Origin of the sequence: Caballeronia sp. LjRoot34 (assembly GCF_964253815.1) — a bacterium.
Taxonomy (GTDB): Bacteria; Pseudomonadota; Gammaproteobacteria; order Burkholderiales; family Burkholderiaceae; genus Caballeronia.
On the sequence record NZ_CAXUSB020000001.1, the window covers coordinates 3,806,458 to 3,819,955 of the forward strand.

Consider the following 13,498-nt stretch of genomic DNA (forward strand, 5'->3'; position numbering starts at 1 on the left):
AAAACACAGCGCCCATACGAACTTGATTCGGGCGATTGATTGACGATCAAGAAGGAGACACTCGATGAACAACGCGCTTCCGCTGGACCCGATCGAGACGGCCAGCCGCGACGAACTAACGGCACTGCAGCTCGAACGCCTCAAGTGGTCGCTCGCCCATGCGTATGAAAACTCGCCGGTGTACCGCCGCAAGTTCGACGAAGCGGGCGTGCATCCGGACGACGTGAAAACCCTGGCCGACTTAGCGCGTTTCCCGTTCACGACGAAGAAGGATCTCCGCGATAACTACCCGTACGGTATGTTCGCCGTTCCACACGACCAGATTTCGCGAATCCACGCGTCGTCCGGGACGACGGGCAAGCCGACCGTGGTTGGTTACACGGCGAAGGACATCGACACCTGGGCAAATCTCGTCGCGCGTTCCATTCGGGCTGCGGGCGCTCGGCGTGGCGACAAAGTGCACGTCAGCTACGGCTATGGTTTATTCACGGGTGGCCTCGGCGCTCATTACGGCGCTGAACGTGCTGGTTTGACCGTGATCCCGTTCGGCGGCGGCCAGACTGAAAAGCAAGTGCAACTGATCCAGGATTTTCGCCCCGACATCATCATGGTGACGCCCAGTTACATGCTGTCGATCGCCGACGAACTCGAGCGCCAGGGCGTTCATCCCGCAGATTGCTCGCTGCGGATCGGCATCTTCGGCGCGGAGCCGTGGACGAACGAGATGCGCACGGCTATCGAGAAGCGGATGGGTATCGACGCTGTCGATATATACGGGCTATCGGAAGTAATGGGACCGGGGGTGGCGTCGGAGTGTGTCGAGACGAAGGACGGCCCGACGATCTGGGAAGATCATTTCTATCCCGAGATCATTGATCCGGAGACCGGCGAGGTCTTGCCCGACGGTGAACTGGGCGAACTCGTGTTCACTTCGCTGACCAAGGAGGCGCTGCCGATCATCCGCTACCGGACTCGCGATCTCACCCGGCTTTTGCCGGGAAGCGCGCGAACGATGCGTCGGATGGAAAAAATCACGGGGCGCTCGGACGACATGATGATCGTGCGCGGTGTGAATGTATTTCCAACGCAAATTGAAGAGCTGCTGCTCAAGCAGCACGCGCTCGCGCCGCATTATCAGATCGTGCTGACGAAAGAAGGTCCACTTGATGTGCTCACGTTGAATGTTGAACCTTGTCCTGAAACGGCCCCGGATATGGGGGTTCTCGATCAGGCCAAAGTTGCGCTCGCTTACGACATCAAAGCCTTGATCGGTGTCAGTGCTGTGGTTCAGGTGCTGGGTGTGAACGGTATTGAGCGGTCGGTTGGAAAGGCGCGGCGCGTGATTGACCGGCGCAAAGCAGCGAGTTGATTCTGTATTCTGCGCTTGTTACGCGAGCGATACTCGCATTCAAGATTCCGGCTCTCTCGGGCCGATCCTCAAATGATCGCCCGCGCGCAAAGCAGCGAGTTGATTGCGTAAGCGCCGGCAATCCGGCGCTTACGCCTACTCTCGCGACATCCCCAACACCCGTCTACGAATTCGGCAGGAGCAGCCACATCCTGCCGGCCTGCTTCATCCGGCCAGCGAGATCGCCGGCATCGTCACCCAGACCCCAGAAATAATCCGCGCGCACGCCGCCCTTGATCGCGCTGCCGGTGTCCTGGGCGAACACCAGCCGGTTCATCGGCGAATTGCTCAACGGGCGAGTGGTCTGCAAGAAAACCGGCGTGCCGAGCGGGATGGAGGACGGGTCGACCGCGATCGAACGTTCCGGCGTAAGCGGAACACCCAACGCGCCCACCGGCCCGGTTCCCACGCCAGCCGCCAGCGTTTCCGTGCCCGGCATCTCGCGGAAGAACACAAAGCGCGGATTGACGTCGAGCAATGCATCGACACGCGACGGATTCGCTTTCGCCCACGCCTTGATACCTTGCATCGTGGCCTGTGCAGGCGCGAGTTCACGCCGATCCAGCAACTCACGCCCGATTGATTTGTACGGCTGGTTGTTCGTCCCGCCAAAACCAATGCGCATGGTGGTCCCGTCTTCCATCACGACTTGTCCCGAGCCCTGGATCTGCAGGAAGAACGCTTCGATAGGATCATCGACCCAAACCAGTTCGTTGCCGTTCAACACACCCGAACTTTCAAGCTGGGCACGCGTCGGCAATGCGGTGCCGGCTTTGAACCGATACGGCCATCGATACAACGCGTATTGATAAGCCCCGTGACGCGTACGCGAACCGCGCAACAAGGGCTCGTAGTAACCGGTCACCAGACCGTCGAGCGTGCCGTCGGTGTTGGCCAACTGGAACGGCGTGAAATACGCTTCGAAGAATTCGCGGGCGGCGTTCATGTCGAGATCGTCGAGACGCTGCGCCGCCGCGCATGCCCGGCGCCACGCGGGCTGTTGCGCGAGACGGCTGCAGTTCTGGCGCATCGCGGCAGTCGCGCCGAGCAACGAGTCGTCCTGCCAGCCGGGCACTTGCTGCCAGCTCACTGCAGTCAAGCGATTAGCCGCGCGCTGTCCCGTGATGATCGGCGCACCGGTCGGTGGCGCGAGATACCCGGACTTAATGGAGCCACCGCCGCACGAAGCGAGCAGGACGGCTGCTGTAATCGACGCCGCCCAACCCGCCAATCCGGCGAGCGAGCGAGTGAAACGCATACAATGTTCGTTCTTGATGAGAACCGCCATGTCTGATCTATTCGACGAATACCCAATGCTTATTTTTGCGCTCGAGTCTCTCGTGGCGCTGCTTCTGCTGATCTTTATCGTCGTGTGGACGGCTTCGGGCAAGAAGAAAAACAGGCGCCAGGAGAAACGAAAGCAGCAAGCACCATGACGGCACGTGTTTCAGCGCTGCCGGTCAATGCAGCGTACGCGGCATGTGCAACGAAAACTCGGCAATTGGGGCCTCGAAACGCTCGCCATCTTCGGCTACGCAAAAATACGAACCACGCATGGTGCCAACGGGTGTCGCAATGACGGCCCAACTCGTGTACTCGAATTTCTCTCCCGGCGGCAGCAATGGCTGGTTCCCCACCACGCCAAGTCCCTTTACTTCCTGCACTACGTCGTCGCTGTCAGTAATGATCCAGTGGCGCGAGATCAGTTGCGCCGCGACCTGCCCGGTATTGCGGATGGTCAGGGTGTAGGCGAAAGCAAACTGCCGGGCGTCCGGATCCGATTGTTCAGGGAGATACTGCGTCTGGACGGAAACGCTGAATTCATACTGGCTCATCGCTTTTCCAATTCAAAAATGTGCTACGCGGGTTCGAACCCCTCCCCCCTCTAAGGACAGAGGCCCGGCGCGGGTCTCGCGAATTTGCGTGAACGTCAGGTGACGCATTCTGCTTGATGCAGCCGGTGCCCGCAACAGAACGCCACTGCGTGCAAGGGCTTTGTCAGCCGCACGAAGCTCCCGCGAAAGGCCGCGGGATGGGACGTAGGCCATTCGGTCAGCGGTCAAAAAGGTCTTCACGCTGTAAAATGCATTTTCCGCTCGCAACCGGCCGACGTCATGACGCAATTTCGCCTGTCCCCCAGTATTTTGTCCGCCGACTTCGCCATTCTCGGCGAAGAGGTCCGCAATGTGGTCGCCGCCGGCGCAGACTGGATCCACTTCGACGTGATGGACAACCATTACGTCCCGAACCTGACAATCGGCCCCATGGTCTGTGAGGCGCTGCGTCCGCATACGGATGTTCCTATCGACGTGCATCTGATGGTGCGGCCGGTCGATCGGATCGTGCCGGATTTCGCCAAGGCCGGCGCTAATGTGATCAGCTTTCACCCGCAAGGTTCAGATCATATCGATCGCACGCTTTCGCTGATTCGCGAACACGGTTGCAAGGCAGGTCTCGTTTTTAACCCGGCGACGTCGTTGAGTCATCTCGACTATGTCATGGATAAAGTCGACCTGGTGCTCATCATGTCGGTGAATCCGGGCTTCGGCGGCCAGTCGTTCATTCCCGAAGCGCTCGTTAAACTGCGCGAAGCGCGTCGGCGCATTGACGAATACCGCGAGCGGACCGGACGCGAGATTCATCTCGAAGTGGACGGCGGCGTCAAAATCGATAACATCCGGGAAATCGCGGAAGCCGGCGCGGATACGTTCGTGGCTGGATCGGCCATTTTCGGCCACCACAATTATCACGACGTGATTGCGCAAATGCGCGCCGAGTTGGCCAAAGTGAATACCGGGGAAGCACGATGAGCGAACTCACGGCGGAGCTTCCGGCGTTCACGAACAAGACGCTGCGCGCGGCGATCATTGACCTTGACGGGACCATGATCGACACCGCGGACGATTTCGTCGCCGCGCTCAACGGCATGCTGGCGCGGATCGGCACGAAAGCCACAGATCGGGACGAAGTCATTGGCTATATCGGCAAAGGTTCGGAGAACCTGATCCGCAGCGTGCTGGCCGTGCGGTTTTCAGCACTCGAAGCAGCCACGAAGTTCGAGGACGCGCTCGCGATCTATCAGACCGAATATGCACGCATCAATGGACAGCACGCCACGCTCTATCCCGAAGTCACGGAAGGCTTGAAAGCGCTGCGGGATCTCGGATTGCCGTTGGCATGCGTGACGAACAAGCCGCACAGGTTCGCTGTCGAATTGTTAACAAAATTCGGCTTGGCCGAATACTTCAAGGTTGTGCTCGGCGGCGATTCCGTCCCGCAAAAAAAGCCTGATCCGGCGCCTATGCTGATTGCTTGCGAACGGCTGGACGTGCTGCCACGCGAAGCCGTGGCCATTGGGGATTCGGAGAATGATGCGCTGGCGGGTCGCGCAGCGGGTATGGCGACGCTTACGGTACCTTACGGTTACAACCACGGCAAACCCGTGCACCTGGTGAAATCCGATGGTATAGTTTCTTCCCTGCTAGCTGCCGCACAGGCAATAGCAGCAACCATGACCGCGCCTGCTGCACCCGGCGCGACAACATCGACTGACTAGTTCAATCCTCATGTTTCTGAACAAAAAACGGAGTCTGAGCAGCATCGACCGGGGAGCCTGGCCCTGGCGTCGCTGGTCGCGCTAACCTCGCCTGAGGAACGCCGAAGCTCGTCTTCGGCAACCGTTTTTTGTTTCGCTGCGCATTCCGCGCGCCGATCCCGCCGACTTGTTTTACCTTGATGCCTGGCCTGATCCGCATCATTCGTTGCGCCCAAATTCCGTTTTGCGGCCGTGCCGTTTTAGCAAATGGCTACCACCGCCTAAACGATCGGGACAGCGTTTGAAGCATCAGGCAACGCACAAACGAGAGCGAGATTCGCGCCGTGCGGTAAATTGTCCGCAGCGCCCAGTGTGTGCTCGATGTCGCCAAATCCAACAAGCGACACGTAAAGGATCAGAACATGACCGAACTCGAATTCCAATCGCTGGCGAATGAAGGTTTCAACCGCATTCCCCTGATCGCCGAGGCGCTGGCCGACCTCGAAACGCCGCTTTCGCTTTATCTCAAGCTGGCTCAAACCGAGCGCAATGGCGCCAACTCGTTCCTGCTGGAATCGGTGGTGGGTGGCGAGCGCTTCGGGCGTTACTCGTTTATCGGCTTGCCGGCCCGCACCATGATTCGCGTACAGAACGGCGTGTCGGAGGTGCTGAAGGACGGCAACGTCATTGAAACGAGCCAAGCCGATCCGCTGACGTTTATCGAAGAATTTCAGAAGCGCTTCAAAATTGCGCAGCGCCCGGGACTACCGCGCTTTTGCGGCGGTCTGGCCGGGTATTTCGGTTATGACGCCGTGCGTTATATCGAAAAGAAGCTGGCCCATACGGCTCCGCGTGACGATCTCGGCCTGCCCGATATCCAGTTGCTGCTGACCGAAGAAATGGCGGTTATCGATAACCTCGCCGGCAAGCTTTATCTGATTGTCTACGCCGACCCGACCACGCCCGAAGCATTCACGAAAGCCAAACAGCGCCTGCGCGAATTGCGGTCGCGTTTGCGCACGACCGTGCAGCCGCCGGTGACATCGGCGAGCGTGAGGACGGAGACGTATCGGGAGTTCGCGAAGGACGATTACCTGAACGCGGTGCGAAAGGCGAAGGAGTACATCGCGGCGGGCGAATTGATGCAGGTTCAGGTCGGCCAACGGCTCGTGAAGCCGTTCCGCGATAACCCGCTCTCGCTGTATCGCGCGTTGCGCTCGCTGAATCCATCGCCGTATATGTATTACTACAACTTCGGCGGAGAATTCCACGTGGTGGGGGCATCGCCGGAAATTCTGGTGCGGCAGGAAAAACGTGGCGACGAACGGATTGTGACCATTCGTCCGCTCGCCGGAACGCGGCCGCGCGGCAACACGCCCGAGCGTGATGCAGAACTCGCGACCGAATTGCTGAACGATCCGAAAGAAGTGGCCGAACACGTGATGCTGATCGATCTGGCGCGTAATGATGTCGGCCGGATTGCGCAGACGGGATCGGTGGTGGTGACCGACAAGCTGGCGATCGAAAAGTACTCGCACGTTCAGCACATCGTGAGTTCGGTGGAAGGCAAGCTAAAACCCGGCACGACCAATTTCGACGTGCTGCGCGCCACCTTCCCAGCCGGCACGCTGTCGGGCGCGCCGAAAGTGCGGGCGATGGAAATTATCGATGAGCTGGAGCCGGTGAAGCGCGGCTTGTACGGCGGCGCTTGCGGGTATCTGTCGTTCACGGGCGAGATGGATCTCGCCATCGCAATCCGCACGGGTCTGATCCACAAGGGCAATTTGTACGTGCAGGCGGCAGCGGGCGTGGTCGCTGATTCGGTGCCGGAGTCGGAATGGCAGGAGACGGAGAACAAGGCGCGAGCAGTGCTGCGCGCCGCCGAGCAGGTGCAAGACGGCCTCGATAGCGACTTCTGACCGGAGACAGACCATGCTGCTGATGATCGACAACTACGATTCGTTCACCTATAACCTGGTGCAGTATTTCGGCGAACTGGGCGAGGATGTGCGGACTTTCCGCAACGACGAAATTACCCTCGATGAAATCGCGAAGCTCAATCCCGAGCGGATCTGCCTCTCGCCGGGGCCGAGCAATCCGCAACACGCGGGCATCACGCTCAACGTGCTGCGCGAATTTTCCGGAAAGATCCCTATTCTTGGCGTTTGCCTCGGCCATCAGGCCATTGGCGAGGCGTTCGGCGGACGCGTGGTGCGCGCGCAAACCATCATGCACGGCAAAGTCAGCACCATCGAAACCGATTGCCGTGGCGTGTTTTCCGACCTGCCGAAACATTTCAGCGTGACGCGTTATCACTCGCTCGCGATCGAACGCGAGTCGCTGCCGGATTGCCTGGAAATATCCGCGTGGACGCCTGACGGCGAAATCATGGGCGTGCGTCATAAAGAACTCGCGGTCGAGGGCGTGCAATTCCACCCGGAATCGATTCTTTCCGAGCACGGCCACGCACTGCTCGAAAACTTCGTCAAGAGCCCGGCGCAAGGCATTCGCGCGTGAACCGAGATCCGATCATGACTATTACGGCCCAGGAAGCGTTGCAACGGACGATCGAGCATCGCGAGATTTTCCACGACGAAATGCTGCACCTGATGCGCATGATCATGCGCGGCGAGATGTCGCCGGTGATGTCCGCCGCGATCATCACGGGTTTGCGCGTGAAGAAAGAGACCATCGGTGAGATCGCCGCAGCGGCCACGGTAATGCGCGAGTTCGCGAATCACGTCACCGTGCCGGATAGCGAGAATCTAGTCGATATCGTGGGCACCGGCGGCGACGGCTCGCATACCTTCAACATTTCGACGGCCACCATGTTTGTCACGGCGGCCGCCGGCGCGAAGGTCGCGAAGCACGGCAATCGCGGGGTATCGAGTAAATCGGGCAGCGCGGACGTGCTTGAAGCGCTGGGCGTGAATATCGATCTGAATCCGGAACAAGTGGCGTTATCCATTGCCGAAACGGGCATGGGTTTCATGTTCGCGCCGAACCATCATCCGGCGATGAAAAACATCGCGCCGGTGCGTCGTGAACTCGGCGTGCGGACGATTTTCAACATCCTCGGCCCGCTGACCAACCCAGCCGGCGCGCCCAATCAGTTGATGGGCGTGTTCCATGAGGACCTCGTCGGCATCCAGGTTCGCGTCATGCAACGCCTGGGAGCTAAGCACGTGCTGGTGGTGTACGGCAAGGACGGCATGGACGAGGTATCGCTGGGTGCGGCAACGGTGGTAGGCGAGCTGCGCAACGGCGAAGTGCGCGAGTATGAGATTCATCCGGAGGACTTCGGCCTGCAGATGGTGTCGAACCGGACGCTGAAAGTGGCCGATGCGCTGGAATCGAAAACCATGTTGCTCGGCGCGCTGAATAACAAGCCGTGCGTCGCGCGCGAAATCGTGACGCTGAACGCGGGCACGGCGCTATATGCAGCGAACGTGGTCGAATCGATCGCGGCCGGCATGGTCCTCGCGAAAGAGGTGATCGCAAGCGGGCAAGCGCGCGAAAAAGTCGATGAACTCGTGCGCTTCACGCAGCAATTCGCGAAATAAAGAGGCCAGGACATGAGTGACATTCTCGACCGCATCATCGAAGTCAAACGAGGCGAAATTCGCATCGCGCAGGAAAGCGTGTCGCTCGAGGAACTGCGTTTGCAGGCGAGCACGCGCGACTCGCGCGACTTCGTCGGCGCATTGCGCGCGAAGCACGCCGCGGGGAAGCCGGCGATCATCGCGGAAGTGAAGAAAGCGAGTCCGTCGAAGGGCGTATTGCGCGAGAACTTCGTCCCCGCCGAAATCGCGAAATCGTACGAACAAGGCGGCGCCGCGTGTTTGTCCGTGCTGACCGACGTGCAGTTCTTCAAGGGCAGCGTTGCGTATCTGGAAGAAGCGCGCGCCGCTTGCAGCCTGCCGATTCTGCGCAAGGACTTTATCGTCGATCCTTATCAGATCCTGGAAGCCCGCGCGATGGGCGCCGACTGCATTCTGTTGATCGCCGCCGCGCTCCAGCCCTTGCAAATGCGCGATCTGGAAGCGTACGCGCACTCGCTCGGGCTGGCGGTGCTCGTGGAAGTTCACGATCGTGACGAACTCGAGCAATCGCTTACGTTGAAGACGCCGTTGATCGGTGTGAATAACCGCAATCTCCGCACGTTCGAGACATCGATTGAAACGACAATCGGCATGCTGGACATGGTTCCTGAAGATCGTATAGTGGTGACCGAATCGGGCATTCTGAGCCGCGTCGATGTCGACCGGCTACGCGCCATGGACGTGCAGACGTTCCTGGTCGGCGAGGCGTTCATGCGCGCCGACGATCCCGGTACCGAACTGGCGCGAATGTTCTTCTGACGCTGTTGCACGGAGTTTATTTTGAGTATTGAACGCGAGATCAAACTGGCGCTGCCTACGTCGGAACATGGCGAGATAGCGAAGGACCTGACGCAACGCACCGGTCGGGAAGGCCGCAAGATCCAGCTCACCAACGTGTACTTCGATACCCCTGACCGTGCGCTCGCGAAGGCGAAAAGTGCGGTGCGTCTGCGCGGTACGCCGGATCAATGGCTGCAAACCTACAAGACGGCGGGTGAAGCGACGGGCGGTTTGCACAACCGCCACGAGTGGGAGCGGCCCGTAGCCGGTGAAGCGCTGGAAATCCCCGCCCTGCTTGAAATTTGCGATGACGAGCACGCCGCCAATGCGCTCAGCGACGCCGCGCCCGAATTGGCCGCGCTGTTCCGCACCGATTTCTCACGCGTGATCTGGGACATCGAAATTGACGGTGCGCGGATTGAAGCCGCGCTGGATCTCGGCGAGGTGGTGGCTGATGTGAACGGCGAGCGCCTGACCACGCCGATCAGCGAACTCGAACTCGAACTGAAATCCGGCAACGAGGAAGCATTGAACATCCTTGCCGCGCAAATGCGGGGAGCGTTTCTGTATCTCCAGCCTGAGGACGCCAGCAAGGCACGCCGGGGCTACGACCTGTGCGAGTCCAAAGTGGCTGGCTCCAACGGCGGCGTGAAATGAGTCAGGCGTCACTATTTGAAGCTGAGTCACCGAAAACCCAGCTCGAACCGTTTACGTCGCTCGAAAGTCAGTTCGACGCGTTGCCGGCGGACTGGCGCAAGCATCTGAAGACTTTTATCGACAGCCCGCATTACGCTGCGTTGTGCGCGTTCGTCGACGCCGAGCGCGCCGCCGGCAAGACCGTGTATCCCGCCGATGTCTTCCGCGCGTTGCGTCTGACTCGTCCCGGCGATGTGAAGGTCGTCATCCTCGGACAGGATCCTTACCACGGCGAAGATCGCGGTGCGCCGCAAGCTCACGGCCTGGCGTTTTCGGTGCCGGCGCCGGTTCGGCCGCCGCCATCGCTGAAAAATATCTTCAAGGAAATCAACGCCAGCCTTGGTTTTACTGCGCCCGCTCACGGTTGCCTCGACGCATGGGCGCAACAAGGCGTGCTGCTGTTGAACACATCGCTGACGGTGGAACGCGATAAAGCCGGCAGCCACGCCAAACGCGGCTGGGAGCATTGCACCGACACGCTGATCCACGAACTTGCCCTTCGACACGAACATCTCGTGTTCATGCTTTGGGGTGCGCATGCGCAGGCAAAACGAGGGTTGATCGCGTCGGCGGTGGCATCCGGGAAGGCGCACTGCGTGCTGGAAGCACCCCACCCGTCTCCGCTGTCAGCGCATCGCGGCTTTCTGGGCTGCGGGCATTTTGTGTCGGCGAATACGTATCTCGAGCAACACGGGCGACCGGCCATCGACTGGCGTTTGCCTGACGTCCCAGCGTAAAAAACCCGCCGATGTCTCACGACACGGCGGGTTTTTTCAAAAGCGTCCTGCTTACTTCACAAACTTGCTTACAGCGCGGCGATCGAGTCGCGTGCGGTAGCCAAAGCGGCGCCGGCGGCGTCCGGGCCCATTGCCAGGCCTTCGGCGAAGATGAAGCTGACGTCGGTCATGCCCAGGAAACCGAGGAACGACTTCAGATACGGCGTTTGCGAATCATTCGGCGTGCCGCTGTACTTGCCGCCACGTGCCGATACAACTACCACCTTCTTGCCCGTCACCAGGCCTTCCGGGCCGTTCGCGCCGTACTTGAACGTGATGCCCGCACGTGCGATCCAGTCGAAGTACGCCTTCAGTTGCGACGAAATGCCGAAGTTGTACATCGGCGCGGCGATCACGACTACGTCAGCCGCTTGCAATTCGGCGATAAGCGCTTCGCTCTTGGCGTGGATCGCGTTTTGTTCAGCCGTGCGTTGGTCGGCGGGCGTGAAGAATGCGCCGAGCGTGGCATCGTCGAGGTGGGGAAGGTTGTCGGAGAGAAGATTGCGCACGACTAGCTTCGCACCCGGGTGCACTTGCTGCAGCTTCGCCGACACTTCGTCAGCGAGCAACGTTGATTGGGCGCCTTGCGAGCGGGCTGCGGAATTGATTTGAAGAATGGTCGTCATGATGATTCCTGTGTCTGTTGAGTTCGAGCACGGATCGCGCTCTGACAGGACGCATTCTTCTTTTTTACGACGCCGGGAACAAGCTGCGCACTCGTGACGGATTGTTGCAACAATAGAACAATCCGCCTTTAGCGCTGCTTTAACGCCTCAACCTTTCAGCCAGCGTTCGCGCCATTGCTTCGACGGACCGCGCTCATCGGCAGTGGAAAGCACATAACGCGATACTTCCGGCGGATCGAGCCTGACCTGCGTGACACGCAATTCGTCACGACGGAATGCGTGCACTTCCACCTTCGCGCCTGGCAAATAGCGCGCAAGCAGCGTGTCGAGATTCGATCCGGTCACGCGCAAGCCGTCGATTGCAACCAGCACGTCACCCGCCGATAACCCCGCCTTCTGCGCCGCACTGCCCTCGTGGACAGCCGCGAGCACGCAATCCGCGCCATTGCGAATCCGCGCCCCGAGCGACGGTTTCCCCGCCGTGCCGTTGGTCGCGACATCGGGCGCGAACGTGATGCCGAAGGGCTCGAACAAAGTATCGAGCGGCAGATCGCGCGTCCCGTGGACACCGTCGCGGAACAGCTTTTTCAAATCGGCGCCGGTAGCTTCGGCGAACAAGGCTTCCACCTCGCTTTCTTCGATACCCCGCGCTTTGCCGTGATAAAAATCCCGGCCGTAGCGTTGCCACAGAAGCCGCATGACGTCGTCGAGTGACTTCTTGCCTTCGGTTTGCGCGCGGATCGACAGATCGAAAGCGAGCGCGACAAGCGAACCCTTCTGGTAATAGCTGACAATCGCGTTCGCTGCGTTTTCGTCCTGCCGATAATATTTGACCCAGGCATCGAACGAACTTTCAGCCACGGTCTGCTTGAGCCGCCCCGACCCGCGCAACACGCCGCCGAGCGTCTTTCCCAGAAGCGAAAAATACTCGCTCGCGCTGATCAGGCCGCTTCGCACGAGCATCAGGTCGTCGTAGTACGACGTAAAACCTTCGAACAACCACAGCAGCGACGTATAATTTTCCTGCGATAAATCGTACGGCGCGAACGCGGCCGGTTTGATGCGCTTCACGTTCCACGTATGGAAATATTCGTGGCTGCAAAGACCAAGATACGTTCGATAACCATCCGTCACATCCGGCCGCCCGGCAACGGGCAGATCGGCGCGATTGCAGATCAGCGCCGTCGATGCACGATGTTCCAGGCCACCATAACCATCGGCGACAGCGACCGTCATGAACACATAACGATCAACCGGCGCCTTCTTCGTGCGCGGCTCGAACAACGCAATTTGCGACTCGCAAACGCGCTTGAGGTCGGTTTCCAGGCGATGCATATCGAGCCCGGTCACGCGGCCTGAAATCACGATGTCGTGCTTCGCGCCGTGGGCATCGAAGGAACCGAGCGCGAACTCGCCGAGCGTCACGGGATGATCGATCAGCGCATCGTAATTCGCCGCTTCATACGCGCCGAAGCCATAGCGCTTCGTGCCGCGCGCCTCGGGCAATGCCGTCGCCACGCGCCAGTTCGCGTATTGCGTGCCCGCAGGTTTTTGAATGTCGACTATGCAGGGCGCATCCGCCTGCCCTTCTACCGCGAGGAACACGCTCGTGCCGTTGAAAAAACCGATGGTGTCGTCAAGATGCGCCGCACGCACTGAGAGGTCCCAGCCGTAGACATCGTAACGCAGCGTGATCGGGCCATCGTGCGGTGCGGTTGCCCAAGCGTGCTTGTCGGTTTTATCGATGGCGAGCTTGCGGCCGGCCGCGTTGAACGCCTGCAGCGTCACGATATTGCGGGCGAATTCGCGGATCATGTAGCTGCCCGGAATCCACACAGGCAGCACAAAACGCTGGCCCGACGGATCGGGTTGCGCGACGGTCAACGTCACTTCGAACAGATGCGCAGCGGGATTTTTCGGAACGATGGTGTAACGGATGGCGTTCATGCGTCGAGGTCCTTTTGTTCTTGTCGCCGGGTTTGGCTGTCCGCGCTTTTCGCGGTTGAACCGCTCATTGCAGAATCAGGCAAGTGGAAGTTCATGAAAGCGAAAGAGGCGCTTCGCGCGCCTCCTTC

General features: G+C 59.8%; 13 protein-coding genes. 9 read left to right on the forward strand and 4 right to left on the reverse strand.

Features of this window, described 5'->3' with window-relative positions:
- Window positions 1–64: 64 nt before the first annotated feature.
- Complete coding sequence (gene paaK / locus ACSQ36_RS17040) at window positions 65–1,369, forward strand: phenylacetate--CoA ligase PaaK (RefSeq protein WP_436182793.1); 1,305 nt, start codon at window positions 65–67, stop codon at window positions 1,367–1,369.
- Window positions 1,370–1,532: 163 nt separating this feature from the next.
- On the opposite strand, the gene mltA is transcribed toward paaK, so the two are convergent.
- On the reverse strand, window positions 1,533–2,774 hold the full coding sequence (gene mltA, locus ACSQ36_RS17045) for a murein transglycosylase A (RefSeq protein ID WP_436183205.1): 1,242 nt from the start codon (window positions 2,772–2,774) through the stop codon (window positions 1,533–1,535).
- Window positions 2,775–2,868: 94 nt separating this feature from the next.
- Complete coding sequence (gene apaG, locus ACSQ36_RS17050) at window positions 2,869–3,243, reverse strand: Co2+/Mg2+ efflux protein ApaG (protein WP_165092620.1); 375 nt, start codon at window positions 3,241–3,243, stop codon at window positions 2,869–2,871.
- Window positions 3,244–3,522: 279 nt separating this feature from the next.
- On the opposite strand from apaG, the gene rpe reads away from it, so the two are divergent.
- The 8 genes from rpe to ACSQ36_RS17090 all read left to right on the forward strand — a co-directional run bounded on the left by rpe (window position 3,523) and on the right by ACSQ36_RS17090 (window position 10,758).
- Window positions 3,523–4,218 (forward strand): ribulose-phosphate 3-epimerase, encoded by a 696-nt coding sequence (gene rpe, locus ACSQ36_RS17055; RefSeq protein ID WP_213768496.1) that lies wholly within the window; start codon window positions 3,523–3,525, stop codon window positions 4,216–4,218.
- Window positions 4,215–4,964: a phosphoglycolate phosphatase gene (locus ACSQ36_RS17060; RefSeq protein WP_213768495.1), complete on the forward strand. Its 750-nt coding sequence runs from the start codon at window positions 4,215–4,217 to the stop codon at window positions 4,962–4,964. Before rpe ends, ACSQ36_RS17060 begins: the two co-directional genes overlap by 4 nt.
- A 401-nt stretch (window positions 4,965–5,365) precedes the next feature.
- The gene (gene trpE / locus ACSQ36_RS17065) at window positions 5,366–6,862 is read left to right on the forward strand and encodes an anthranilate synthase component I (RefSeq protein ID WP_213768494.1); all 1,497 of its coding nucleotides are present in this window, start codon (window positions 5,366–5,368) and stop codon (window positions 6,860–6,862) included.
- A 13-nt stretch (window positions 6,863–6,875) separates the two neighbouring features.
- A complete protein-coding gene (locus ACSQ36_RS17070; RefSeq protein WP_213768493.1) occupies window positions 6,876–7,460 on the forward strand; it encodes an aminodeoxychorismate/anthranilate synthase component II in 585 nt (194 codons plus the stop codon).
- 14 nt (window positions 7,461–7,474) lie between these two features.
- Window positions 7,475–8,506, forward strand: coding sequence for an anthranilate phosphoribosyltransferase (gene trpD, locus ACSQ36_RS17075; protein ID WP_436182794.1), 1,032 nt, complete (start codon window positions 7,475–7,477; stop codon window positions 8,504–8,506).
- 12 nt (window positions 8,507–8,518) lie between these two features.
- On the forward strand, window positions 8,519–9,304 hold the full coding sequence (trpC, locus tag ACSQ36_RS17080; protein WP_436182795.1) for an indole-3-glycerol phosphate synthase TrpC: 786 nt from the start codon (window positions 8,519–8,521) through the stop codon (window positions 9,302–9,304).
- Between the two features lie 21 nt (window positions 9,305–9,325).
- Window positions 9,326–9,982, forward strand: a complete 657-nt coding sequence (locus ACSQ36_RS17085; protein WP_436182796.1) for a CYTH domain-containing protein — start codon at window positions 9,326–9,328, stop codon at window positions 9,980–9,982.
- On the forward strand, window positions 9,979–10,758 hold the full coding sequence (locus tag ACSQ36_RS17090; protein WP_213768489.1) for a uracil-DNA glycosylase: 780 nt from the start codon (window positions 9,979–9,981) through the stop codon (window positions 10,756–10,758). Before ACSQ36_RS17085 ends, ACSQ36_RS17090 begins: the two co-directional genes overlap by 4 nt.
- 68 nt (window positions 10,759–10,826) lie before the next feature.
- On the opposite strand, the gene ACSQ36_RS17095 is transcribed toward ACSQ36_RS17090, so the two are convergent.
- Together ACSQ36_RS17095 and ACSQ36_RS17100 are read right to left on the reverse strand one after the other, a co-directional pair.
- Window positions 10,827–11,423 (reverse strand): FMN-dependent NADH-azoreductase, encoded by a 597-nt coding sequence (locus ACSQ36_RS17095; protein WP_213768488.1) that lies wholly within the window; start codon window positions 11,421–11,423, stop codon window positions 10,827–10,829.
- Window positions 11,424–11,570: 147 nt separating this feature from the next.
- Window positions 11,571–13,370, reverse strand: coding sequence for a M61 family metallopeptidase (locus ACSQ36_RS17100; protein WP_436182797.1), 1,800 nt, complete (start codon window positions 13,368–13,370; stop codon window positions 11,571–11,573).
- Between the last annotated feature and the right edge of the window lie 128 nt (window positions 13,371–13,498).

Excerpts from the sequence above, each read along its gene's own strand:
- trpD (WP_436182794.1), top strand. The coding sequence starts at position 7,475 with ATGACTATTACGGCCCAGGAAGCGTTGCAACGGACGATCGAGCATCGC.
- paaK (WP_436182793.1), top strand. The coding sequence starts at position 65 with ATGAACAACGCGCTTCCGCTGGACCCGATCGAGACGGCCAGCCGCGAC.
- ACSQ36_RS17090 (WP_213768489.1), top strand. The coding sequence starts at position 9,979 with ATGAGTCAGGCGTCACTATTTGAAGCTGAGTCACCGAAAACCCAGCTC.
- ACSQ36_RS17070 (WP_213768493.1), top strand. The coding sequence starts at position 6,876 with ATGCTGCTGATGATCGACAACTACGATTCGTTCACCTATAACCTGGTG.
- apaG (WP_165092620.1), bottom strand. The coding sequence starts at position 3,243 with ATGAGCCAGTATGAATTCAGCGTTTCCGTCCAGACGCAGTATCTCCCT.
- ACSQ36_RS17060 (WP_213768495.1), top strand. The coding sequence starts at position 4,215 with ATGAGCGAACTCACGGCGGAGCTTCCGGCGTTCACGAACAAGACGCTG.
- trpE (WP_213768494.1), top strand. The coding sequence starts at position 5,366 with ATGACCGAACTCGAATTCCAATCGCTGGCGAATGAAGGTTTCAACCGC.
- ACSQ36_RS17095 (WP_213768488.1), bottom strand. The coding sequence starts at position 11,423 with ATGACGACCATTCTTCAAATCAATTCCGCAGCCCGCTCGCAAGGCGCC.
- ACSQ36_RS17100 (WP_436182797.1), bottom strand. The coding sequence starts at position 13,370 with ATGAACGCCATCCGTTACACCATCGTTCCGAAAAATCCCGCTGCGCAT.
- rpe (WP_213768496.1), top strand. The coding sequence starts at position 3,523 with ATGACGCAATTTCGCCTGTCCCCCAGTATTTTGTCCGCCGACTTCGCC.
- trpC (WP_436182795.1), top strand. The coding sequence starts at position 8,519 with ATGAGTGACATTCTCGACCGCATCATCGAAGTCAAACGAGGCGAAATT.